The sequence below is a fragment of the Chryseobacterium sp. genome (assembly GCF_041914225.1).
Lineage (GTDB): Bacteria > Bacteroidota > Bacteroidia > Flavobacteriales > Weeksellaceae > Chryseobacterium.
The window spans coordinates 112,712-133,070 of sequence record NZ_JAYSDT010000006.1; the positions used below are offsets into that span (position 1 = coordinate 112,712).

Sequence of the window (20,359 nt, forward strand, 5' to 3'; positions counted from 1 at the left end):
GACAATGCTCTCTGCCAAAAGAAATACCTCTTCTTTCTTTAAAATCCTTCTTATTGCAGGGTTTGGGTATTTCTTTTGGCTGATGCTTAAAATTACCTTAGAATATATCCCATTTAATCCCGAAGTCAGTTTTTTAATGATCAAACAGACCGAAGTTACCGAAAGGCCGGAATATCTTACATTTTTTTATACTCACGTTTATACAAGTGTTTTTGTGCTTCTTTCAGGTTTTCTGGCCATTCTCAGAAAAGATTTTGGACTGAAAAACTTTCACCGGAATACCGGAAAAGCGTATATTCTTCTTATTCTGGCCTTTTCAGCACCCTCGGGAATCTATATGGGACTCTTTGCCAACGGAGGTTTTTTATCAAAGATTTCTTTTGTCATATTAGGCCTTTTATGGTGGTTTTCAACATATAAGGCCTATCAGCTGGCAAAACAAAAAAAGTTTAAAGAACACAAGCAATGGATGTGGCGGAGTTTTGCCTTTACATTATCTGCCATTACCCTGAGAATGTGGAAAGTAATTATTGTATATTTATTTTATCCCAACCCTATGGATGTTTATCAGATCATTGCATGGCTGGGTTGGATTCCTAACATCCTCATTATTGAATATTTAATCACAAAAAAACATATATGAAAATTGTAAAATACACTCTTATTTCTTTACTGGCAGTTGCTCTGGTAAGCTGCAAAAAAGAAGCTAAAACCAATGCGTCCGAAAAAGATTCTCTGACTGCAAAAAAAGATTCTGTTGTTGTTCCTGAAGTTCACAAAGAATATTACGGAATTTATACCGGAGAATTTGCCGGAATGGAAAAGGTAGTTGACGAAGCAGATGGCTCGGAATATGATGTTGATAATTACAAAAGAATTTCTTTAAAAATCAACAGAATTACCAGGGACAGTGTTTACGGGCAAAGTATCGTGAATGGCAATCAGCGCCCGTTCAGAGGAGTTTTCAATGAAGCAACGGCATCTTTCGTTCTTGATGAGCCGGGAAATGATAAAACAGACGGAAGATTTGAAGTAAAACTGAAAGGAGACAGCTTAACCGGAAAATGGAATGCATTTGATAAAACATCCGTTAAAGCCCCTTTAAAAACCCTGAAACTGATTAAAAAAGAGTTTGTTTACAATCCCAACTTTATGCTGGATAAGGATTCTGATCTGGTAGACTGGACAAATTCTAAAGAGTTTACCGAGAAATATACAGATGAGGAAACCGGTAAAACAGAAAGCTATAAAACAACTAAAAACCGTTTCGCTTCCGAAGCCATATTCAAGCTGAATGCATCCAAGCAGAAATTAACAGAAAAAGATCTTAAAAACTTAAGAAAGCTGGATCTTGAAATTATTAAAAATTCTGTGTTTGCAAGACATGGCTACTCTTTCAAAAAAGAAACCTACAGAAATTTCTTTGAGCAGACAGATTGGTATATTCCTGTTTCCAATAATGTAGATAATGATCTTTCTCCACTGGAAAAGGAAAATGTGGCGTTACTGAACCGCTTTACCAAATATGCTGAGGATAAGTATGACAGTTTTGGAAGATAGGTGCCAGGTTGCAGGCGTTAGGGATTAGGGGCCGAGGTTACACCATCATTGTTTGCTGTCCTTACATAAATATAGAGAATCAGGCAGCCTATGGCATAGCACAGGTTATCTATCCATGAAAAAGAATTTCCGATCACAATATACATCAGGCTTCCAGGACGGAAGCCTAGTTTTTCTGCCATATGGAAATACTGTGCAGATTCTACTAAAAAAGAAAAAATCAAAATTCCAAAAATCAGTTTCTGATCATTTACTTTTACAAAACTCTTGACAAAAGTATAAAGGAGCATCACCACAATAACATCTCCGAGATAAGCTCTCACGAAGAAAATATGGCTTAGTTTGGTGGCAATCAGTACTTCTACCAGAAAAATAAAGATTGTGATAAGGAAATATTTCAGACTGAATTGTAATTTCATAACTTCATTCAACAATATACAAAACGTAATTTACTGCTTAAAAAAAATATTTTACAAATAAAGGAGTTATTTCTATCATCAATTCATTTTTTTGATATTTTTACAGCCTTAAAAATTAAACCATGAAAAAAACTTATTTGCTTCTGCCAATCTTCTTTTTGGCTTCATGCTCAAGCAGCAATGATGAAACAGATTCATCCAACAACAATGGAAATAACAGTAACAATGATCCGGTTTTGGTTACCAAAATGACGTTGGACGGGGATGTTTTAACTTTTACTTACAATGGCTCAAAAATTTCTCAGATCAAAAATCTTACTGAAGGAAGTGTAACGACATTTACTTATTCAGGTGATCTGATTTCCCAATCTGTAGTTAATGGTTCAAATACTGCCCTTACTACTAAATTTGCTTATGACAGCAATGGCAGGCTGATCAAAAAAACAATTTCAGGAACTGATTTTGGAGGAGTTTGGAACTCTGAGTCTAACTATACTTACCTAGCCAATAACAATGTAAAAATTGTATACACTGCAACAACTTCAGCGTCCACAAGAAATGAAACCAGAAATGCTATTCTGAATGCTGACGGTTCTATGAGCAGCTGGACCGGCACTCTTTCAAGAACCCAGAATAATACTACTGAGTCAGCTACTTCTACTCTAAAGCCTGTAGTATATGATACTAAAAATGCTCCTTTAAAAAATATAACGGGCTATTTAAAGATTGTTGACAATGAGGATGAAAGTGGTTCTGCTCACAATACATTAAGTTATAATCACATTGTCAGCTACAATAATGGAACAGGAGCTGAGTGGACGATATTCAAATCAAGTTTTGAATATAATGCCAGTGGTTATCCTACAAAAGAAACCAGAGCCTATTATGATAAAACAGGAACAACACCTACAGGTTCTACTGATATCAACACTTACGAATACAATCATTTATAATACAAGGGAGCGCTTAAGGCGCTCTTTTTGTTTTCATTAACACATATGTTAATTTTATCACAATTAGTAGAATTATATGAATGATTTTGTATATTTGAGTTGAATTAAAACTAAATTATCATGAAAAAACAAAACAATCAGCCCAAAAAGCTTACAAAAAGTGAATTAAAAAAAATTAACGGAGGAGCAGTTTCTCCAAGGTGTCTGCGTGGATTCTGCATGCTGCCTGACTCTGAAGAACCGGTACCAGGTTTTGTAGGAAAAGACGGTTTCTGCTGTTAATTCATCAATTTCGTAAAAAATCAGAAAAAACTTACTAAGAAAGCACTAAAAACCATCACCGGTGGTAATAATGGCCCCGGAATATGCTGGTAAGGTCTTTGCAGGGTAAGAGGTACGGATGATGAATACATGGTGGGACCTTTGGACAACACTGGATTCTGCTGCTAATCAAGTACATTTTAAACTAAAACAGTAACCAAAATCAAACTATCATGAAAAAATCAAACATTCAGAAAAGAAAACTGACAAAAAACGAATTGAAAGAAATTAATGGGGGTAACGGTCCTATTGTATGTCCTGAAGGGCTTTGTGACAGAGGTGACGGTGAATATGTAATCGGTCCTGTAGGGAAAAACGGCTATTGCTGTTAATATCCCATAACTTTGTTAGATATAGAATAAAGATTGAGGTAACCCCTCAATCTTTTTTTATAAACTATATTCTATAAAAAACATAACATTTTGACTAACAATATTTTGAACATATTAAAATAACTTGTAAATTAGCTTCTACCAAATTAAAATTATCATGAAAAATTCAAAAAATCAGAAAAGAAAGCTTAGTAAAAATGAGCTGAAAGAGATCAGCGGAGGAGCCAACAGACCGATCTGCCCAAGAGTAATAAGCTGTACAGATCCGGATACCGGAGAAGAACGATATGGAGTTCCGGGTATGCAGGACGGATTCTGCTGTTAATAAAAAAATAGAAAAAAAATGATTGGATTAGCCTCCAATCATTTTTTTTATTGCATTGAGCTTCATTAAAGCTTCAATAGGTGTTAAAGTATTGATATCTATCTTTGTCAGTTCTTCCCGGATATTCTCCAGAACAGGGTCTTCCAGCTGGAAAAAAGAAAGCTGCATATTTTCCTCAGTTACCCTCCTGATACTTTCCGAAGTTCCTCCATTTCCCTGGGTTCTGCTGGCCTCAAGTGTTTTAAGAATTTCATTCGCTCTGTTGACTACTTTGGCAGGCATGCCCGCCAGTTTTGCCACATGAATACCGAAACTGTGCTCACTTCCTCCCGGAACCAGCTTTCTCAGGAAAATGATATTTCCTTTGTTTTCCTGAATAGAAACGTGGAAATTTTTCACTCTTTCGAAATTGACCGTCATTTCATTCAGCTCATGATAATGTGTTGCAAATAAGGTCTTTGCCTGTGTTGGATGCTGATGAAGGTATTCTGCAATAGCCCATGCAATAGAAACCCCATCATAGGTGGAAGTTCCACGGCCGATCTCATCCAGTAAAATCAAACTTCTCTCGGAGATATTATTCAGGATATTCGCAGCTTCGTTCATTTCTACCATAAAAGTGGATTCTCCTGCAGAGATATTATCGGTAGCTCCCACTCTTGTAAAGATCTTATCCAGCATCCCGATTTCAGCATGTTTTGCCGGTACAAAGCTTCCGATTTGGGCCAGAAGGCATACAATCGCTGTCTGGCGCAGAATTGCCGATTTACCGGCCATGTTCGGTCCTGTTACCATAATGATCTGCTGGGAATCTTTATCCAGGAAGATATCATTCGGAATGTATTTTTCACCTAAGGGAAGTGCATTTTCGATGATCGGATGTCTGGCTTCTTTCAGATCGATCGCATAGCCGTCATTCAGCACAGGTTTTGTATAGCTTTCAGAAACAGCCAGTTCAGACAATCCTGCTGCCACATCAAGCTGCGCAATAATGTTGGAGTTCCCCTGAATCTGATCAATATAAACCATGGTTTCTCCACATACATTTCTGTAGAGTGAAGTTTCCAGAACGCCTATTTTTTCTTCGGCCCCCAGAATCTGGTTTTCGTATTCCTTCAGTTCTTCAGTAATATATCTTTCAGCATTTACCAGGGTTTGCTTTCTCACCCAGTCATCAGGAACTTTATCTTTATGAGTATTCCGAACTTCAATATAGTATCCGAAAACGTTATTAAAATCAATTTTAAGGCTGGTAATTCCTGTCCTTTCAATCTCCCTCTGGCACATTTCATCCAGGAAGCCGCGCCCTTTACTCTGAAGGTTTCTCAATCTGTCCAGCTCTTCAGACACGCCTTCTTTGATGATATTTCCTTTCGCTATACTTACCGGAAGCTCTTCATTAAGATGATTCTGCAGGAATTTAATCAATTCTTCAAGGTCAAACAGAGGCTCTAACCATGCCAGTACATCTGCATGAGGGTGCAATAACGATTTGATTTTATGAATATTAATCAAACTTTGGCGTAAATATCCCAGCTCTTTCGGAGAAATTTTTTCTGCCGCCAGTTTTCCCATCAGCCTGTCCAGATCAGAAATTGATTTCAGAAGCTGGCAGATCTCATATTTAAGATGATCATTTTCATTTAAGAAATCAATCAGGGAAAGCCTTCTCATAATCTCATCCACAGATTTTAAAGGAAGAATGATTCTTCTTCTCAAAAGCCTTCCGCCCATTGGCGTAGACGTTTTATCAATAATATCCAATAATGATTTCCCCTGCGGATTGCTTGGATACACAATTTCCAGGTTTCTCAGGGTAAAATTATCCATCATCAGATAATCTTCCTGAGGAATGATCTGAAGCTTAGTAATATGGGAAAGCAGGTTGTGATGCGTATCTTCCACGAGATAAGCGAAAATGGCTCCTGCTGCTGTAATAGCCAACGGAAGGTTTTCTACCCCAAAACCTTTTAAGGAATTGGTTTTAAAGTGATTCGTTAATTTTTCGTAGGCAAAATTATACTGGAAGGCCCAATCCTCAAGCTTAAAAGCATTTTTATTTTTGATCTGTTCCGGAATCTGTGTGCTTCTCTGGAAGATAATCTCACTCGGATCAAAAGTATTGACGATATGCAACAGCTTTTCCAAGTTTCCTTCACTTACCAGAAACTCTCCTGTAGAGATGTCTACTAAAGCAATTCCGTATTTCTCTTTTTCTTTATGTAATGATAGAAGAAAATTATTCTTTTTTGAATTTAATACCTGGTCATTGAAAGTAACGCCGGGAGTAACCAGCTCCGTTACACCTCTTTTTACAATTCCTTTCACCATTTTAGGATCCTCCAGCTGATCGCATATCGCCACACGCATTCCTGCCCTCACCAGTTTCGGAAGGTAAGAATCTATGGAATGATGAGGGAAACCAGCCAGCTCCACACTTCCTTCGCCGTTATTTCTTTTGGTAAGAACAATGCCCAGAATCTGGGATGTTTTCACTGCATCCTGCCCGAAAGTTTCATAAAAGTCCCCTACCCTGAAAAGTAAAAGCGCATCCGGGTATTTACCCTTGATGGTATTGTACTGCGTCATTAGCGGGGTTTCCTTCTTTGATTTTGCCATAGTAAAAAATGAGCCCCAAATTTAAAAAAATAAATTCAGGGTAAGAGAATTGTTTAGGGGCTAATCTTCCCTGTTTTTCTTAATCAGTAATTAATCGTATTTTCACCGTCAAATCACATTATTTATGGAATTTCCTGTTTTAGAGACAGAAAGACTTATCTTGCGCCAGCTTACTTTCAATGACACTCAGGACCTTTTCGAGTATTTTTCTCTGGATGAAGTCATGGAATATTATGATCTGGACACCTTCAAAACACCTGATGATTCGCGCCGCATCATTGAACATTTTAACAGTGAGTTTGAAAAAGGAAAAGGATTCAGGTGGGCTCTGGAGCTTAAATCCAGTGGAAAAGTCATTGGCACCTGCGGCTACCACAACTGGTACAGGGAACATTTCAGAGCAGAGGTCGGCTATGAGCTTAATCCAAAATTCTGGCAGCAGTCCTATATGAAAGAAGCTCTTCTTCCCATTCTGACCTATGGATTTGAAACGATGAGACTTCACCGTGTGGACGCATTCATTGATCCGTCCAATATTTCTTCTGACAGGCTGCTTTCTTCTTTAAATTTCAGTAAAGAAGGAACTTTGAAAGATTATTTTTTTGAAAAAGGAAAATTCGTTGATGCAACAATCTTCGGGCTTATCAATAAATAAACTGATTTAAAATCTAACGCTAAGAAGCAAAGAAAATTGATATTGATTCTTCTTATTTTCGTTCGCAAAGGCATTTCATTTAGCAATTGAAGTGCTTTCCTCTCTGAGTGAAACGCCTTTGCGAACCTTTATCAGCAGATAGCCCTGAGCCTTGCGTTCAATGCGTTAAAAACTGTCAAAAGTATAATATTTATTTTTCTGAAAGATGCTTTTCCAAAGCCTCGGAACTTTTTTTATAGGCCCATTTCTGCTTGTAATTTACCCATTTGGCTTTGAAAAGTTTTCGCATCAGCTTGTCTGTATACCTCATAATGAAAACATGATAAAGCATATTGGCAAACACATTGGGTTTATTCGGAAGTGCTCTTAAAGAAAGCGAAAAACCTGGCTCAAGGTATCTGTTGAAATGCCAGAATGCCCCCGGAATAAAAAGGGCATCACCATGTTCCATGAAAATCTCATACCCTCTGGCATATTTCAATGCAGGAAACTTTTCATAATCCGGGTTTTCATAATCCAGTTCGTAAATTGTATGAACAGATAAGGGAACTTTATATAAAAACGGGGACTGTTTCTGATCAAAAAGCAGGATTCTTTTCTTTCCTTCAAAGTGAATATGCATAAAATCACCCAGATCCACATCATAATGCATTAAAACATGGGCCTCACTTCCTCCGAAAAATAAAGTCGGAAGTCTCTTAAAAAACTTCATTCCAAGATCCGGATATGTGAAATTTTTCAGCAGTTCGGGAAGCCTGTCTGTAATGATATAGAAAAAGATACGAAGATCTGAAGGCTTACTTTTTATGGTATCAATATATTCCTTCATTTTCATATGAGTAACCGGAGCATCAGAACTTTTAGAGGCATCAGCCGGTTTATTATCATACAACGGAACTTCCTGATCACCTGCTTTTTCTCTGATATATGCCAGATTCCATTTGTCGAAGGCATCCCAGCGACTGGCAAAATTTTTAATCAAAAGAGGCTTCTGCTTTTTGAAATAATTCTTCTGAAAATCTTCTTTACTGATATCAGTTACAATATCTACATTTTCGAGGATCATGTATTTTGTATTTAATGCGAAATAAAAATAGTGTTTTTTTGAAACCTGGGAAAATTAAGATTAAAGGGAGGGAAGAAGGAAGATGGATGCTGGAAGTTACTATTTGTTTGTAAACCTCTATACATCATTTTATAAAAAAGATTTTACGGAAAACTTAAACCTCCTCTTCGGCATCAGTAACTTCCCTCTTCCAGTTTAAGACTTCCTTACTTTATTGGCAGAGCTCGGATGAAAAATTTATATTTGTAGTAATAAGTGAATTTATGAGAGTCTACAATACCAAACATTTCCTTAAAATCCTTTTCAGTCTACACAAAAGCGATACCCTGAAAATTCTTTTCCCGAGTATGCTTCTTGTAGGATTATACTCATGGGGAATTCAGTTTCTGGAGGTAGAATATCTTCATCTTACTTCAAAATCAGGAATCAGCAATGTGGGGATGATTCACTCTCTGCTGGGCTTTGTTCTTTCTCTTTTACTGGTTTTCAGAACCAATACCGCTTATGACAGATGGTGGGAAGGCAGAAAACTTTGGGGTAAACTGGTCAATGACACCAGAAATTTTGCAATAAAAATCAATACCATTCTTGGTGATAACCGTCAGGATGCTGAGCAGATTGCAAGATATCTGAAATTCTTTCCTCACTTTTTAGCCAAACACCTTTCTAAGGAATCTACAAGACTGGCTTTGGACGAAGATTATTCTGAAATTGAAAACTCTTTAAAAAATCATGGTCCTAGTGAAATGATTATCCTGTTAAGCTATAAATTAAACCAATTAAAAAAAGAAGGAAAAATATCTGAAGTTGAAATGCTGTATCTGGATACCCAGCTTTCAGGGTTTCTGGATGTATGCGGAGGCTGTGAGCGGATCAAAAACACCCCGATTCCTTATTCCTACTCGTCTTTCATCAAGAAATTTATTATCCTTTACGTTTTTGCCTTGCCCATTGCTTACGTGATCACCATAGGCCTTTTCATGATTCCGCTTACCGTTTTCGTATATTATGTACTGATGAGTCTTGAACTCATTGCGGAAGAAATTGAAGATCCTTTCAATAATGATGAAAATGATATTCCTATGGAAACATTGGCTCAGAATATTGAGAAGAATGTGCATCAGATTATGATCAGAAAATAAAAAATCAAGCTTTTAAAGCTTGATTTCTTTCAGTTCTCCGTCCTGTTTTATTTCTACAAATTTGCTTTCCCTGTTGGCAGCAGAATATCCGTAGAAAAATGTACTGTATATCGGGGTTGAATACAGATAGGCTCCGTAGCCGTTATAAGCATCTGAAGTTCCTGTCTGTTGCTGGTAACTTGCTGTTGCTGTAAAATTGACAATGGTTTCAAGATAATATTTCCCCGGCTTCAGCTTTTCGAATTTAAACCTTCCGTGATCATCTGTTAAAGCTTCTACTCTATATTTGAAAGCTTCTTCAGACATGTATACCGTAGTCTTTTTATTTTCATACTTCCTTCTCATGTCGTAAAATTCCTGGAAATAAGGCGTTACGGGAAAAAGCATGACAACAGTTCCTTTGGGTGCATAATGCTTTTCTCCAAGCAACGGCTTAATACCCCAATTGTTTTTTTGTTTTGTGGAAGCCACGCCTTCAATGGTAGAATTCCCGAACCCAAGCATTTCTCTTGCCAGTTTTTTATCAAAAAAAGCTTGAGGATAATAGGTATTTTGTGCTTCCAGATAAATAAATCCCCACATTAATATGAATAAGGTGAATAATTTTTTCATAGTATATTTTTGAGTCAAATATAAGTATTTTACTATTTTTGAAATAAAAATAGCTATGAAGTATTTGTTTTTATTATTTTTTTCCGCTTCTGCTCTCATTATGGCACAGAAACCCTGCGGATATAAAGACGGATTGCAGGAGGGATCCTGTAAAGAATTTTATGAAAACGGGCAGGTCAAAAATGTGGTGGAATGGAAAAAAGGAAAACTGGACGGCGATGCAGTTTTTTATTATGACAATGGAAAAATACAGTCCAAAGGCGAATACAAAAAAGGATTCAAGGTAAAAGAATGGTCCTATTTTGACAAAAATGGAGTCCTTACATCCAAAGAAGCTTTCAGGAATGGAGAAAAGAATATTTATGATAATAGTCTTACAGCTACTTTTTATTCTCCTGCTGGTAAAATAACTGAAATTTCGAATTATAAATTAAATAAATTACAGGGAGAAAGCAAAACCTTCCATGAAGACGGAAAATCAATAAAAGACATTGGCCAGTATGACAACGGTCTTGCTACCGGAAAATGGAAAGTATTCTACCCGTCAGGAAAATTACAGCGTGAAACTGAATTTGCCAATGACAAAAGAAATGGCACCCGGGTTCATTACCGTGAAGACGGAAGCATAGAAAAAACAGAGGTCTATAAAGACGGAAAATTAATCTCAACAAAATAATACAATTGGTACAGAAACTAAAACTGGAAGAACTTAACAGAATAGATGTAGAAACATTTAAGAAGGTTGAAAAAATTCCGTTGGTCATCATTTTAGATAATATCAGAAGTATGCACAATGTAGGTGCTGCCTTCAGAACAGCAGATGCATTTTTAATTGAAAAAATAATCCTTTGCGGAATTACACCGCAGCCGCCCCACCGCGAGATTCATAAAGCAGCATTAGGCGCTACTGAAAGTGTGGACTGGTCTCATGAAGCAGATACCAATACCGCTATTGCCGATCTGAAAAGCAATGGTTATGAAATCATCGGAATTGAGCAGACTACGGACAGCCGGATGATTACAGATTTTACGATTGATAAATCGAAAAAATATGCCCTGATTTTAGGAAATGAAGTAGAGGGAATCAGTGATGAAGTTCTTCCTAATATTGATGTGTTTTTAGAAATTCCACAGCTTGGAACGAAGCATTCTCTTAATGTAAGTGTATGCGGCGGAATTGTAATGTGGGAATTTGCAAAAGCTTTAAAATAAAAAAACTGCATATGTCCTTAGTAGACAGTGCAGTTTGAAATAAATCTAATAAAAAGTAAAAATGAAAGGCGACAAAGGTACTTTATTTTTCTTTACAAACAAATTTTGACGGCACTTTTTTTGTTCCATCTTAAAAAAAGTCGGGTTTTCAGAAAAAGTTTCATTTAATTTTTTATAAATTAGCACAATGTTTATCAAGGACTATATCTCAAAAGACTTTCCGTGTTTTAGCCTGTCTGACTCCATAGAGTCGGCCAGAAATATATTGGAAGATTTTGGATATTCCCATGTTTTCATCAAAAAATCCCATCACTTCTATGGTGCTATTGCCATGGACTTTCTGTATGAGGAAGAGGGAGGAACACTGAAAGATCTGGAACATCAGATAGAGCGTTTTGCCATTCTGGAAGATAGTAATATTATGGACAGTATTCGTCTGTTCTATACATTCAGTTCCAATATAATTCCGGTGATCAATAAAAATGAAAAATATCTGGGCTATATTACCTGTGAAGATGTTTTTCAGGACCTTTCCCGTTATCCTCTGTTTTCAGAGACAGGAGCCATTCTTACTGTAGAAACTCCTGCCAGAAAATATTCTATGACGGAAATTACCAATATTGTAGAAAGCAACAACTCGAAGTTTTACGGCGGGTTTATAAGCTTTATGTCTGATGAAGTGGTCCAGATTACCATAAAGATCAGTAATGAAAACCTTGCCTCGATAGACGCTACTTTTGACCGGTACGACTACAGAATTGTTGAAAAATACTATTCTGATGAGAAATCCGATCTGTTTAAAGACCGGTTCGGGTTTTTACAAAAATTCATAGAAATATAACATGAAGGCAGCCATATATTCTCAGAAAAAAGATCTTGATACTTTTTTATATTTAAGCAAGTTTATCTCTGAACTTGAAGCAAGAGGTGTAAAATCTGTTCTGTATGATGAAATGGCTGAAGCTCTTCAGTTTTCAAAAATATTCGAAACTTTCAACTGCAAACAGGATCTTCTGGATAAGGAAGTTGATCTGTTCTTCACTTTCGGTGGTGACGGAACCATTGTAAACTCTTTAACCTTTATTGAAGATCTTGAAATTCCGGTAGTGGGAGTAAATACAGGACGTCTTGGTTTTTTAGCCTTTTTCACTAAAGAAGAAGTATTTAAAGAACTGGATTCCATATTGAAAGGAGATGTAAAAACAAGCCGCCGTTCGGTAATAGAAGTTGTTTCTCCCAAGCTTGAAGGATCTTTTCCCTACGCACTGAACGACGTTACCGTTTCCCGAAAAGAAACCACATCCATGATCACCGTAGATTCGTACATCAACGATGAATTTCTGAATGTATTCTGGGGTGACGGTGTGATCATTTCAACACCTACAGGCTCTACCGCCTACTCTCTGAGTTGCGGCGGACCAATTATTTCTCCTAACAACGAAAACTTTGTCATTACTCCTATTGCACCGCACAATCTGAACGTGAGGCCTCTGGTTGTAAATGATAAGGTAGAAATAAAATTCCGGGTAGAAAGCCGGGTTCCTCAGTACTCACTTTCCCTGGACTCCCGACTGATCCATATAGAAACGGATAAAGAAATCATTATCAAAAAAGCAAAATTCCAGCTTCTTCTGGTACAGCCCAACAGTTTAAGTTTCTACGAAACCATCCGTCAGAAGCTACTTTGGGGAAGAGATAAAAGAAATTAGCAATTTCTTAAAAATGATTACCTTTACACGAAATTAAAAACACCTAATAAATTTATACTAAAAAGTAAAACATGAGCAGAATTTTTCCGGCAGGAGTTGCCACAGGTCAGTTAGTTACTGATATCTTTCAGTATGCTAAAGAAAACAAATTTGCATTACCTGCAGTAAACGTAATTGGATCAAGCAACATAAACGCTACGATGGAAACTGCAGCGAAATTAAACGCTCCTGTAATTATTCAGTTTTCAAATGGTGGAGCTTCTTTCAACGCAGGAAAAGGACTAAGCAATGACGGACAGAAGTCTGCTATCTTAGGAGCTATCGCTGGAGCAAAACATATTCATACGCTTGCGGAAGCTTACGGAGCAACTGTAATTCTACACACAGACCACTGTGCAAAAAAATTACTTCCTTGGATTGACGGCTTGATGGATGCTAACGAAGAATTCTTCAAGCAGACAGGAAAATCCCTTTATTCTTCCCACATGTTAGACCTTTCTGAAGAACCTTTAGAAGAAAATCTTGAAATTTCTGCTAAATATTTTGAAAGAATGGCTAAGCTACAGATGACTCTTGAAGTAGAAATCGGAGTTACCGGAGGTGAAGAAGACGGTGTTGACAACTCAGACGTTGATAACTCAAAATTATATACTCAGCCTGAAGATGTAGCTTATACGTATGAAAAATTAAAAGCTATTTCTGATAACTTCACAATCGCTGCTGCTTTCGGTAACGTACACGGAGTTTACAAGCCAGGAAACGTAGTTCTTACTCCGAAAATCCTTGACAATTCTCAAAAATATGTTCAGGAGAAATTCGGAACGGCTGCTAAACCGATCAACTTTGTATTCCACGGAGGTTCAGGATCTACTTTAGAAGAGATCAGAGAAGCTATCGATTACGGAGTAATCAAAATGAACCTTGATACTGACCTTCAGTTTGCATACACAGAAGGAATCAGAGATTATATGATCAACAATATTGAATATTTAAGAGCTCAGATCGGAAACCCTGAAGGAGAAGAAAAACCTAACAAAAAATTCTATGATCCAAGAGTTTGGGTAAGAAAAGGTGAGGATACATTCTCTGCAAGATTGGTGAAAGCATTTGAAGATTTAAATAACGTAAATACTTTAAAATAAGAATTGTACAATTGTATCAATGTAAAAATATTCATAAGAAATAGATTTACATTGGTACATTTTACATTTATACATTAATACAAACAAAAATGGCATTCGACTGGTTTAAAAGAAAAGCAAAAAACATTACCACTTCTACTGATGAGAAAAAGGACGTTCCCAAAGGCCTGTGGCATCAGACTCCATCCGGAAAAGTAGTGGAACATGATGAACTAAAGAGAAATAACTACGTTTCTCCTGAAGACGGATTTCATGTGAGAATAGGAAGTGCAGAATTTTTTGACATCCTTTTTGACGGTGGTAAATTTACCGAACTGGATGCCAATGTTGAGAGTATTGATATCTTAAACTTCAAAGATACAAAGCCTTACAAAGACCGTCTGAAAGAAGTGAAAGCTAAAACTAAGCTTACAGATTCTATCAGAAACGCAGTAGGAACTGTAAAAGGAACTGAAATGGTAGTTTCGTGTATGGATTTTGCTTTCATTGGTGGATCTTTGGGTTCTGTAATGGGAGAAAAGATCAGAAGAGCAGTAGATTACTGTATCGCACACAAACTTCCTTATATGATTATCTGTCAGTCCGGAGGAGCAAGAATGCAGGAAGCCACTTACTCTCTGATGCAATTGGCAAAAGTTCAGGCTAAATTAGCTCAGCTTTCCGAAGCAGGACTTTTATACATCGCTTACCTTTGTGACCCTACATTCGGAGGAATCACAGCTTCTTTCGCTATGACTGCTGATATTATTATGGCAGAGCCTGGAGCGCTGATCGGTTTTGCAGGACCAAGAGTAATCCGTGAAACGATTGGTAGAGACTTACCGGAAGGATTCCAGACATCAGAATTCTTACAGGAAAAAGGATTTGTAGATTTCATCGTAAAAAGAACTGAAATTCAGGATACGGTTGCCAAAACAGTTAATTTATTGGCTGTAAAAGCATAGTACCTGTAACAAAAACAATACAATCTCTCTCTAATTAGGGAGAGATTTTTATTTATGAGGACTTTTAAGATATTTTTCAATGCCATCAGGAGTATGAGTTTTAAAAAGATGATGCGTCTTTTATCACTGATCCTTCCCCATCCTCTTTTCGCCTTACTAAGTTTTTATGCAACAGTAAAAGCATTCACCATTGCACAGAAAAAATTTCCTGAAACAGCCTCCAGTAACGGGATTGGAAATGCTTTCAGGCATGCTCTCTGGTGCTGCTTCATTATGATGTACTGCTGTAAGATTTCCTCCCCTAAAAAAGCGCTTGATTTTTGCAAAAGGATTACAGACATGCATGAAGAGCTGTTCCCGAATGAGCCCCTGGAAACCAAAATGGATCTCCATAATAACAAAATCGGAATGGATTATTTTATGGAGCTTTTACCGGGAATTCACCGTCAGTTTTTTGAAAAAAGCTTCTTTATAGATGCATTAATCAAAAAAATGGATGAAGCTAAGGTTCTGAAAAATCTTGATGATGATTTTGAAGGGCATCTTGTTTATCTGGAAGAGTAATCCTTTATTTTAAAACGCTAGGGAGCGCAAGGAAAATCTAAAAATTTAATGTATATTTTTTGTTCGCAAGGGCATTTCATTCAGCAATGTTCCATAATTGAAGTTCTCTTTGTTTAGTATTAACGCCTTCGAGAACAAAAAAACATCATTTTAGAAACCTTGCGGGCATTGCGTTAAATAAACTCCAAGATCAGAAATCATCATTAGTTTTCTTCACCTCAAAATAACAAAAGACTTTAGTTATTTTTGTGGTTTAAAGTATTTTCGATAAGTTTAAACAATTAAATCAATCAGATGGTCCTCAGCAGAATTTGGTCGGCTTTCATTATCATTGCCATTGCCATTGCCAGTATAAAATACGTTTCGTCAGGTAACTACAAAACCATTTTCAATGATATGGTGGTAGGAAAAGGTGGTGATACCGTGAAGATTGCTTCTCAGCCTATGAACAGCCTTTCTCCTGTTGTCAGAGACAGCCTGATGAAAAAAAATGATTTTACAGACAGCAGAATTCACTATAAAACAGATTCTTTAAAACAGAATGTAAATGTTTACCGTGTTCAGGAATCAGACGGAGTGATCGGAACTTCAGAAACCGCAGTGAAGATCTGCCTTGGTCTTATCGGGATTATGACCCTGTTTATGGGATTCATGAGTATTGCTGAAAAAGCAGGGGGCATCAACCTTTTAAGCCGTTTGATACAGCCATTTTTCTCAAAACTTTTTCCTGATATCCCTAAAAACCATCCTGCATTCGGACACATGCTGATGAATTTCAGCGCTAACCTTCTGGGATTGGATAATGCTGCGACTCCTTTTGGACTAAAGGCAATGGAAAGTCTCCAGACTTTAAATCCCAATAAAGATACAGCCAGCAATTCACAGATTATGTTTTTGTGTCTTCATGCCGGTGGTATGACTTTGATTCCTGTATCAATTATTGCCATCAGAGCCTCAATGGGCTCCAAAACGCCTACAGATATTTTCCTTCCCTGTATGATTGCCACTTTCGCAGCTACACTGGCAGCAATGATTATCGTTTCATTATACCAGAAAATCAATCTTCTCCGTCCGGTAGTGATTGCTTATGTAGGAGGAATTTCAGCAGTTATCGCTTTATTGGTTTTGTACCTGGTTCAATTGAGTAAAGATGAGCTGGATGATTTCAGCAAAGTATTGAGCAATGGTCTTATTCTCTTTATTTTCCTGGCGATTGTACTTGGGGCTGTTTATAAAAAGATCAACGTTTTTGATGCTTTTATTGAAGGCGCAAAAGAAGGTTTCACAACCTGCGTTAAGATTATCCCTTACCTTGTCGGAATGCTGATTGCCATTTCATTATTAAGGACTTCCGGTGTTTTCGATGTGATCATTGACGGAATGAAGTGGGTGGCCAACGTTGCCAATATGGATCCGAGGTTCGTGGATGGACTTCCAACTGCTTTAATCAAACCATTATCCGGTTCCGGAGCCAGAGGAATGATGGTAGATACGATGAGTACTTTCGGAGCTGATAGCTTCCAGGGGAAATTGGCAGCCGTACTTCAGGGAAGCTCAGATACGACTTTTTACGTGATTGCAGTATATTTTGGGGCCGTAGCCGTTAAGAATACAAGATATACGGTAATTGCCATGCTTCTGGCCGATCTGGTGGGCGTTATTACAGCAATTGCATTGGCCTATTTATTCTTTGCTTAACCTCACAACTCTAAACTTTAAACCCTAAACTTTAAACTATCATATGATCACCGATAAAGAATTTACATTAAGACTCATCCGCCAATTAACCCAGGCTTTGGAAAAACTGATTCTGGACAAACCTGAAGAAAGCTTAATGCAGAAAGAGCTGGATTTCGATACTTTAATGAGAGATATTTTCAAGATGAGTTTCACGGAGGTTTCCTCAATGACTAAAGAAGAAATGATTGCCCTGGTCAATGAGAGACAGGAAAGAGATCACAAAGATTATTATGAAATGCTTGGAAACCTTTTCTACTTTAACAGCAGACATGATCAGAACAAAGATTTTCAGGATAAAGCAAAAACATTCTATGAGCTGTATCTTCAGACCAGCGGTATTTTTGCCCTTCCGGTTATCAACAGAATAAACGAATTGAAAAAAGCACTTGAATAAAGTGCTTTTGTATTTTTAGAAAGTAATTTTATAAGTACCGGTCGAAGAAGTATTGGCTTTCTCAGCCTTTACATATTTCTTAACCCAGGCCACAGATGTAGATGACACACAAGGATCCGAAATACCTCCTGCTCTTCGTGCTGACACTACGTTTCCTGCTTTATCTACGGTGTAGGAAATCGTAATCGATCCGCTTGCAGTGCAGCTGTGAGAGGGCTGTGCTCCTCCTCTTCCCATTGTTCCGGGAATATAACCTACAAGCTTCCTATCAATTCCAACCTTACTGTCACCGTTTCCGTCACCCCCTAAAGGATCTCCTGCATTTCCGATACCATCACCGGTTCCCTGGCTTCCGGCTTTAGTTCCTCTTCCTTTGATCAGGTTTCCTATGGCTGCAGTCCCTTTTCCGTCCCCATTCCCTGTTTTTGAATTGGCTGTGGCAGCGCCCGATTTTTTGGTGTTTTTAGAAGCACTTGTACTGGCTGCTTCTTTTTTCTCAGCTTTTTTTGATTCTTCTTTTTTAGGGACTGTTGTTTTTGAGTTATTACCCGTGATCACCTTTTCCTTCACTTCTGTTTTCTTAGGTTCAGGAGTAGGTAAAGGCTCTGGCTTCACAACAGTTTTTGTCTCCGGAACCGGCGCTTCTGCAGGTTCAGGTGTCATTTCTTCTGTAGCGGCGGCAAGGCTTCCGGGCTGCTCAGCAGGTTCCTCAATTCCTTTTCCGTTCCTGTTGTCTCCAAAGTTCACTAACATTGTAGTAACCACTTCGGGATCTTTATCCAGTTCAGGTTTTAATTTATATAAAAAAACAAAAAGCAGAATAGCAGCCCAGATCAGAATAGAAAGCAATGCGCTTTTTACCCTGTCTTTATTTTCTTCGTTTCTGTTTGCTGTATAGCTTCTCATCTTAAAAAGTAATTCTTTCCGGAAATCCGGCTCTGTTATTTATCTTTAACGGTTGCAATCGCAATGTTAAATTTATGTTTTTCAGCAATTTCCATTACAAAAACAACATCTTTATGCAGTGTGTTTTCGTCAGCTCTGATCGTAAATGATTTATTGGTCTGACCCGCTAATTTATCTACAATAATTTTCTCAAGTTCTCCTTTATTGGCAGGATTATCATCCACAAAGAATGACCCATCCGGTTTGATACTGACAGTTAAAGGATTAGGTATATTATCGTCAACTGCTCCGGCTTTCGGCAGATTCACATCAATAGCACTCTGGTTGGCTGCTGAAGAGGTGATCATAAAGAAAATCAGCATCAACAGGATAACGTCTGTCATCGCTGCTAAACTGAATTCCGGATTCGCTTTATTTCTTCTTTGAATTTTCATCGTAAGAAAGTTATAAAGGTTTATTGATAAGGTCTAAAAATTCTCCAGACATATTCTGAGCCTTCAGTACAAATTTATCAATCCTTGTCAAAAGGATATTGTAGCAGAAGTTGGCAGGAATTGCCACGGCCAGACCTACGGCTGTTTGCCCTAAAGCGGTATAAATACCTTCTGAAAGGGTTTTCGGAGAGAAAGATCCTGTGGCATGGGATAAATTAAAGAAAGCAATAATCATCCCGATTACCGTACCTAAAAGCCCCAGCATTGGTGCAATACTTGGTACAACAGCCAAAAGGTTCAGGTTCTTTTCCATATTGGCAACCTCTACCTGTGCCTGTGCTTCCATGGCACTTACAATATCTGAAACAGGACGCCCCAGTCTTGAAATTCCTTTTTCTAAAATTCTTCCTTCCGGAGAATTCTGGGTTTTGCAGTAATCTGCTGCCGCCTCTATTTTTCCAGCTTTGATGAAGTCTTCAATATTGTTCATGAAGTTGGAATCTGTTTTTGAAGTCAGCCTTTTAATAAAGAAAAATCTTTCAAAAAACAGGTACAGAGAAAACACTCCCAAAAGTAATACAGTGACCATCACTATTTTAGCGAAAGCCCCTCCATGGAACATGATCTTCCAGAATGAGAACTCTAAATTGTCTGTAGCAACTGCGGGTGTAGCGATTTGTGCAAATAAAATCTGAGAAAGTTCCGTTAACAGCATTAAATGTGAATTTTATTAAAGTTTCAACGACAAATGTAGTAGAATATTATGAATTGAACTCTTAAAAATTGCTTAAAAACAACTTAAAATTTGTTACAGTTCTACAAACAGCAAATTTCTTTCCAAAAAATAATTCTGAAAAGAAATTCGGTATTAAAAAAGGATGGAGTTCCGGGCTAGTCCTCGTCTACCTCAATATCATCCTGCTTGAATTCGCATTTTAATCTAAAAGGAATCGGGGTATCTGATCCGGTATAGAAATCATCAATGGTTCCTTTCCAGATGACCTGAAGCTCCCCTTCTTCATTTTTTTCAAAAAGAAGCTCATTGTCATAGATATAGGCATCTTCGTCGTCGAAAAGATCTACTTCTGTGTAGGTCTCCTCATCAGAGTCATTGATGGTGATGGTTTTTCCTTCTATTTCCGCAGAGTCGATAGGGAAATCGAAAATTTCAAGTGATAGCTGCGGAAAGTTGTATTGCAGTGAATCATCATCTACGTGATCCAAACTGTCATCCGTAATCACTTCAACCTCTAAAAAATGTTGCTGGTTGCTGTAAACTGCTTTACAATAAGTATTTCTGATATTGTATT

General features: G+C 37.5%; 26 protein-coding genes. 18 read left to right on the forward strand and 8 right to left on the reverse strand.

The annotated features are described in order from the left end of the window. Positions 1 to 4 precede the first annotated feature (4 nt). Together ACE3RB_RS04840 and ACE3RB_RS04845 are read left to right on the forward strand one after the other, a co-directional pair. Entirely contained in the window at positions 5 to 643 is a 639-nt protein-coding gene (locus ACE3RB_RS04840; RefSeq protein ID WP_374463175.1) for a DUF2306 domain-containing protein, read from the forward strand. Continuing rightward, positions 640 to 1,560, forward strand: coding sequence for a YARHG domain-containing protein (locus ACE3RB_RS04845; protein WP_374463176.1), 921 nt, complete (start codon positions 640 to 642; stop codon positions 1,558 to 1,560). The genes ACE3RB_RS04840 and ACE3RB_RS04845 overlap by 4 nt, the downstream gene beginning before the upstream one ends. Before the next feature lie 17 nt (positions 1,561 to 1,577). On the opposite strand, the gene ACE3RB_RS04850 is transcribed toward ACE3RB_RS04845, so the two are convergent. Beyond that, positions 1,578 to 1,979 carry a DUF2809 domain-containing protein gene (locus tag ACE3RB_RS04850; RefSeq protein ID WP_374463177.1) on the reverse strand — a complete coding sequence of 134 codons (402 nt, stop codon included), beginning with the start codon at positions 1,977 to 1,979 and terminating at the stop codon, positions 1,578 to 1,580. Positions 1,980 to 2,101: 122 nt separating this feature from the next. Between ACE3RB_RS04850 and ACE3RB_RS04855 the strand changes: the two genes are divergently transcribed. The 5 genes from ACE3RB_RS04855 to ACE3RB_RS04875 all read left to right on the forward strand — a co-directional run bounded on the left by ACE3RB_RS04855 (position 2,102) and on the right by ACE3RB_RS04875 (position 3,910). Then, on the forward strand, positions 2,102 to 2,932 hold the full coding sequence (locus ACE3RB_RS04855) for a hypothetical protein (protein WP_374463178.1): 831 nt from the start codon (positions 2,102 to 2,104) through the stop codon (positions 2,930 to 2,932). A 120-nt stretch (positions 2,933 to 3,052) separates the two neighbouring features. Further along, positions 3,053 to 3,214, forward strand: coding sequence for a hypothetical protein (locus tag ACE3RB_RS04860; RefSeq protein ID WP_374463179.1), 162 nt, complete (start codon positions 3,053 to 3,055; stop codon positions 3,212 to 3,214). A 3-nt stretch (positions 3,215 to 3,217) separates the two neighbouring features. Continuing rightward, positions 3,218 to 3,307 carry a bacteriocin gene (locus ACE3RB_RS04865; RefSeq protein WP_374463198.1) on the forward strand — a complete coding sequence of 30 codons (90 nt, stop codon included), beginning with the start codon at positions 3,218 to 3,220 and terminating at the stop codon, positions 3,305 to 3,307. Positions 3,308 to 3,426: 119 nt separating this feature from the next. After that, a complete protein-coding gene (locus ACE3RB_RS04870) occupies positions 3,427 to 3,585 on the forward strand; it encodes a class IIb bacteriocin, lactobin A/cerein 7B family (RefSeq protein ID WP_374463180.1) in 159 nt (52 codons plus the stop codon). Positions 3,586 to 3,742: 157 nt separating this feature from the next. Continuing rightward, positions 3,743 to 3,910, forward strand: a complete 168-nt coding sequence (locus ACE3RB_RS04875) for a bacteriocin (RefSeq protein WP_002982158.1) — start codon at positions 3,743 to 3,745, stop codon at positions 3,908 to 3,910. A 27-nt stretch (positions 3,911 to 3,937) separates the two neighbouring features. Here ACE3RB_RS04875 and mutS read toward each other — a convergent pair whose 3' ends face one another. Next, positions 3,938 to 6,529 (reverse strand): DNA mismatch repair protein MutS, encoded by a 2,592-nt coding sequence (mutS, locus tag ACE3RB_RS04880; protein ID WP_374463181.1) that lies wholly within the window; start codon positions 6,527 to 6,529, stop codon positions 3,938 to 3,940. Positions 6,530 to 6,653: 124 nt separating this feature from the next. Between mutS and ACE3RB_RS04885 the strand changes: the two genes are divergently transcribed. After that, complete coding sequence (locus ACE3RB_RS04885; protein WP_374463182.1) at positions 6,654 to 7,184, forward strand: GNAT family N-acetyltransferase; 531 nt, start codon at positions 6,654 to 6,656, stop codon at positions 7,182 to 7,184. Positions 7,185 to 7,374: 190 nt separating this feature from the next. Here ACE3RB_RS04885 and ACE3RB_RS04890 read toward each other — a convergent pair whose 3' ends face one another. Next, the gene (locus ACE3RB_RS04890; protein ID WP_374463183.1) at positions 7,375 to 8,250 is read right to left on the reverse strand and encodes a cupin-like domain-containing protein; all 876 of its coding nucleotides are present in this window, start codon (positions 8,248 to 8,250) and stop codon (positions 7,375 to 7,377) included. A gap of 263 nt (positions 8,251 to 8,513) precedes the next feature. On the opposite strand from ACE3RB_RS04890, the gene ACE3RB_RS04895 reads away from it, so the two are divergent. Further along, entirely contained in the window at positions 8,514 to 9,392 is an 879-nt protein-coding gene (locus tag ACE3RB_RS04895) for a bestrophin family protein (protein WP_374463184.1), read from the forward strand. Positions 9,393 to 9,404: 12 nt separating this feature from the next. Here the strand turns inward: ACE3RB_RS04895 and ACE3RB_RS04900 are convergent, their stop codons facing one another. Further along, the gene (locus ACE3RB_RS04900; protein ID WP_041462008.1) at positions 9,405 to 10,004 is read right to left on the reverse strand and encodes a hypothetical protein; all 600 of its coding nucleotides are present in this window, start codon (positions 10,002 to 10,004) and stop codon (positions 9,405 to 9,407) included. Positions 10,005 to 10,059: 55 nt separating this feature from the next. Between ACE3RB_RS04900 and ACE3RB_RS04905 the strand changes: the two genes are divergently transcribed. The 9 genes from ACE3RB_RS04905 to ACE3RB_RS04945 all read left to right on the forward strand — a co-directional run bounded on the left by ACE3RB_RS04905 (position 10,060) and on the right by ACE3RB_RS04945 (position 17,709). Next, positions 10,060 to 10,680, forward strand: coding sequence for a toxin-antitoxin system YwqK family antitoxin (locus ACE3RB_RS04905; RefSeq protein ID WP_374463185.1), 621 nt, complete (start codon positions 10,060 to 10,062; stop codon positions 10,678 to 10,680). Between the two features lie 5 nt (positions 10,681 to 10,685). Further along, complete coding sequence (locus ACE3RB_RS04910; RefSeq protein WP_233333327.1) at positions 10,686 to 11,216, forward strand: RNA methyltransferase; 531 nt, start codon at positions 10,686 to 10,688, stop codon at positions 11,214 to 11,216. A gap of 187 nt (positions 11,217 to 11,403) precedes the next feature. Next, complete coding sequence (locus tag ACE3RB_RS04915) at positions 11,404 to 12,057, forward strand: CBS domain-containing protein (RefSeq protein WP_002982145.1); 654 nt, start codon at positions 11,404 to 11,406, stop codon at positions 12,055 to 12,057. A 1-nt stretch (position 12,058) separates the two neighbouring features. Further along, the gene (locus tag ACE3RB_RS04920; protein ID WP_374463186.1) at positions 12,059 to 12,925 is read left to right on the forward strand and encodes an NAD kinase; all 867 of its coding nucleotides are present in this window, start codon (positions 12,059 to 12,061) and stop codon (positions 12,923 to 12,925) included. A gap of 71 nt (positions 12,926 to 12,996) precedes the next feature. Then, positions 12,997 to 14,067, forward strand: coding sequence for a class II fructose-bisphosphate aldolase (gene fbaA / locus ACE3RB_RS04925; RefSeq protein WP_374463187.1), 1,071 nt, complete (start codon positions 12,997 to 12,999; stop codon positions 14,065 to 14,067). An 89-nt stretch (positions 14,068 to 14,156) separates the two neighbouring features. After that, positions 14,157 to 15,011 carry an acetyl-CoA carboxylase, carboxyltransferase subunit beta gene (accD, locus tag ACE3RB_RS04930; protein WP_002982142.1) on the forward strand — a complete coding sequence of 285 codons (855 nt, stop codon included), beginning with the start codon at positions 14,157 to 14,159 and terminating at the stop codon, positions 15,009 to 15,011. A gap of 54 nt (positions 15,012 to 15,065) precedes the next feature. Next, on the forward strand, positions 15,066 to 15,575 hold the full coding sequence (locus ACE3RB_RS04935; protein WP_374463189.1) for a hypothetical protein: 510 nt from the start codon (positions 15,066 to 15,068) through the stop codon (positions 15,573 to 15,575). A gap of 294 nt (positions 15,576 to 15,869) precedes the next feature. After that, complete coding sequence (locus ACE3RB_RS04940) at positions 15,870 to 17,273, forward strand: nucleoside recognition domain-containing protein (RefSeq protein WP_374463190.1); 1,404 nt, start codon at positions 15,870 to 15,872, stop codon at positions 17,271 to 17,273. A gap of 43 nt (positions 17,274 to 17,316) precedes the next feature. Beyond that, positions 17,317 to 17,709, forward strand: a complete 393-nt coding sequence (locus tag ACE3RB_RS04945; protein ID WP_374463191.1) for a hypothetical protein — start codon at positions 17,317 to 17,319, stop codon at positions 17,707 to 17,709. Positions 17,710 to 17,724: 15 nt separating this feature from the next. On the opposite strand, the gene ACE3RB_RS04950 is transcribed toward ACE3RB_RS04945, so the two are convergent. From ACE3RB_RS04950 to ACE3RB_RS04965, 4 genes are all read right to left on the reverse strand, one after another. Continuing rightward, positions 17,725 to 18,615: a ferric siderophore ABC transporter substrate-binding protein gene (locus tag ACE3RB_RS04950; protein WP_374463192.1), complete on the reverse strand. Its 891-nt coding sequence runs from the start codon at positions 18,613 to 18,615 to the stop codon at positions 17,725 to 17,727. A 35-nt stretch (positions 18,616 to 18,650) separates the two neighbouring features. Beyond that, positions 18,651 to 19,049 carry a biopolymer transporter ExbD gene (locus ACE3RB_RS04955; RefSeq protein ID WP_002982137.1) on the reverse strand — a complete coding sequence of 133 codons (399 nt, stop codon included), beginning with the start codon at positions 19,047 to 19,049 and terminating at the stop codon, positions 18,651 to 18,653. Positions 19,050 to 19,059: 10 nt separating this feature from the next. Next, entirely contained in the window at positions 19,060 to 19,764 is a 705-nt protein-coding gene (locus tag ACE3RB_RS04960; protein ID WP_374463194.1) for a MotA/TolQ/ExbB proton channel family protein, read from the reverse strand. Between the two features lie 176 nt (positions 19,765 to 19,940). After that, a partial coding sequence (locus ACE3RB_RS04965; RefSeq protein WP_374463195.1) for a hypothetical protein occupies positions 19,941 to 20,359 on the reverse strand: 419 nt, incomplete at its 5' end.

What these genes read in the sequence shown, in the direction of transcription:
- ACE3RB_RS04840 (WP_374463175.1), top strand. Translation starts at nt 5, where the DNA reads ATGCTCTCTGCCAAAAGAAATACCTCTTCTTTCTTTAAAATCCTTCTT.
- ACE3RB_RS04845 (WP_374463176.1), top strand. Translation starts at nt 640, where the DNA reads ATGAAAATTGTAAAATACACTCTTATTTCTTTACTGGCAGTTGCTCTG.
- ACE3RB_RS04850 (WP_374463177.1), bottom strand. Translation starts at nt 1,979, where the DNA reads ATGAAATTACAATTCAGTCTGAAATATTTCCTTATCACAATCTTTATT.
- ACE3RB_RS04855 (WP_374463178.1), top strand. Translation starts at nt 2,102, where the DNA reads ATGAAAAAAACTTATTTGCTTCTGCCAATCTTCTTTTTGGCTTCATGC.
- ACE3RB_RS04860 (WP_374463179.1), top strand. Translation starts at nt 3,053, where the DNA reads ATGAAAAAACAAAACAATCAGCCCAAAAAGCTTACAAAAAGTGAATTA.
- ACE3RB_RS04870 (WP_374463180.1), top strand. Translation starts at nt 3,427, where the DNA reads ATGAAAAAATCAAACATTCAGAAAAGAAAACTGACAAAAAACGAATTG.
- ACE3RB_RS04875 (WP_002982158.1), top strand. Translation starts at nt 3,743, where the DNA reads ATGAAAAATTCAAAAAATCAGAAAAGAAAGCTTAGTAAAAATGAGCTG.
- mutS (WP_374463181.1), bottom strand. Translation starts at nt 6,529, where the DNA reads ATGGCAAAATCAAAGAAGGAAACCCCGCTAATGACGCAGTACAATACC.
- ACE3RB_RS04885 (WP_374463182.1), top strand. Translation starts at nt 6,654, where the DNA reads ATGGAATTTCCTGTTTTAGAGACAGAAAGACTTATCTTGCGCCAGCTT.
- ACE3RB_RS04890 (WP_374463183.1), bottom strand. Translation starts at nt 8,250, where the DNA reads ATGATCCTCGAAAATGTAGATATTGTAACTGATATCAGTAAAGAAGAT.
- ACE3RB_RS04895 (WP_374463184.1), top strand. Translation starts at nt 8,514, where the DNA reads ATGAGAGTCTACAATACCAAACATTTCCTTAAAATCCTTTTCAGTCTA.
- ACE3RB_RS04900 (WP_041462008.1), bottom strand. Translation starts at nt 10,004, where the DNA reads ATGAAAAAATTATTCACCTTATTCATATTAATGTGGGGATTTATTTAT.
- ACE3RB_RS04905 (WP_374463185.1), top strand. Translation starts at nt 10,060, where the DNA reads ATGAAGTATTTGTTTTTATTATTTTTTTCCGCTTCTGCTCTCATTATG.
- ACE3RB_RS04915 (WP_002982145.1), top strand. Translation starts at nt 11,404, where the DNA reads ATGTTTATCAAGGACTATATCTCAAAAGACTTTCCGTGTTTTAGCCTG.
- ACE3RB_RS04920 (WP_374463186.1), top strand. Translation starts at nt 12,059, where the DNA reads ATGAAGGCAGCCATATATTCTCAGAAAAAAGATCTTGATACTTTTTTA.
- fbaA (WP_374463187.1), top strand. Translation starts at nt 12,997, where the DNA reads ATGAGCAGAATTTTTCCGGCAGGAGTTGCCACAGGTCAGTTAGTTACT.
- accD (WP_002982142.1), top strand. Translation starts at nt 14,157, where the DNA reads ATGGCATTCGACTGGTTTAAAAGAAAAGCAAAAAACATTACCACTTCT.
- ACE3RB_RS04935 (WP_374463189.1), top strand. Translation starts at nt 15,066, where the DNA reads ATGAGGACTTTTAAGATATTTTTCAATGCCATCAGGAGTATGAGTTTT.
- ACE3RB_RS04940 (WP_374463190.1), top strand. Translation starts at nt 15,870, where the DNA reads ATGGTCCTCAGCAGAATTTGGTCGGCTTTCATTATCATTGCCATTGCC.
- ACE3RB_RS04945 (WP_374463191.1), top strand. Translation starts at nt 17,317, where the DNA reads ATGATCACCGATAAAGAATTTACATTAAGACTCATCCGCCAATTAACC.
- ACE3RB_RS04950 (WP_374463192.1), bottom strand. Translation starts at nt 18,615, where the DNA reads ATGAGAAGCTATACAGCAAACAGAAACGAAGAAAATAAAGACAGGGTA.
- ACE3RB_RS04955 (WP_002982137.1), bottom strand. Translation starts at nt 19,049, where the DNA reads ATGAAAATTCAAAGAAGAAATAAAGCGAATCCGGAATTCAGTTTAGCA.
- ACE3RB_RS04960 (WP_374463194.1), bottom strand. Translation starts at nt 19,764, where the DNA reads ATGCTGTTAACGGAACTTTCTCAGATTTTATTTGCACAAATCGCTACA.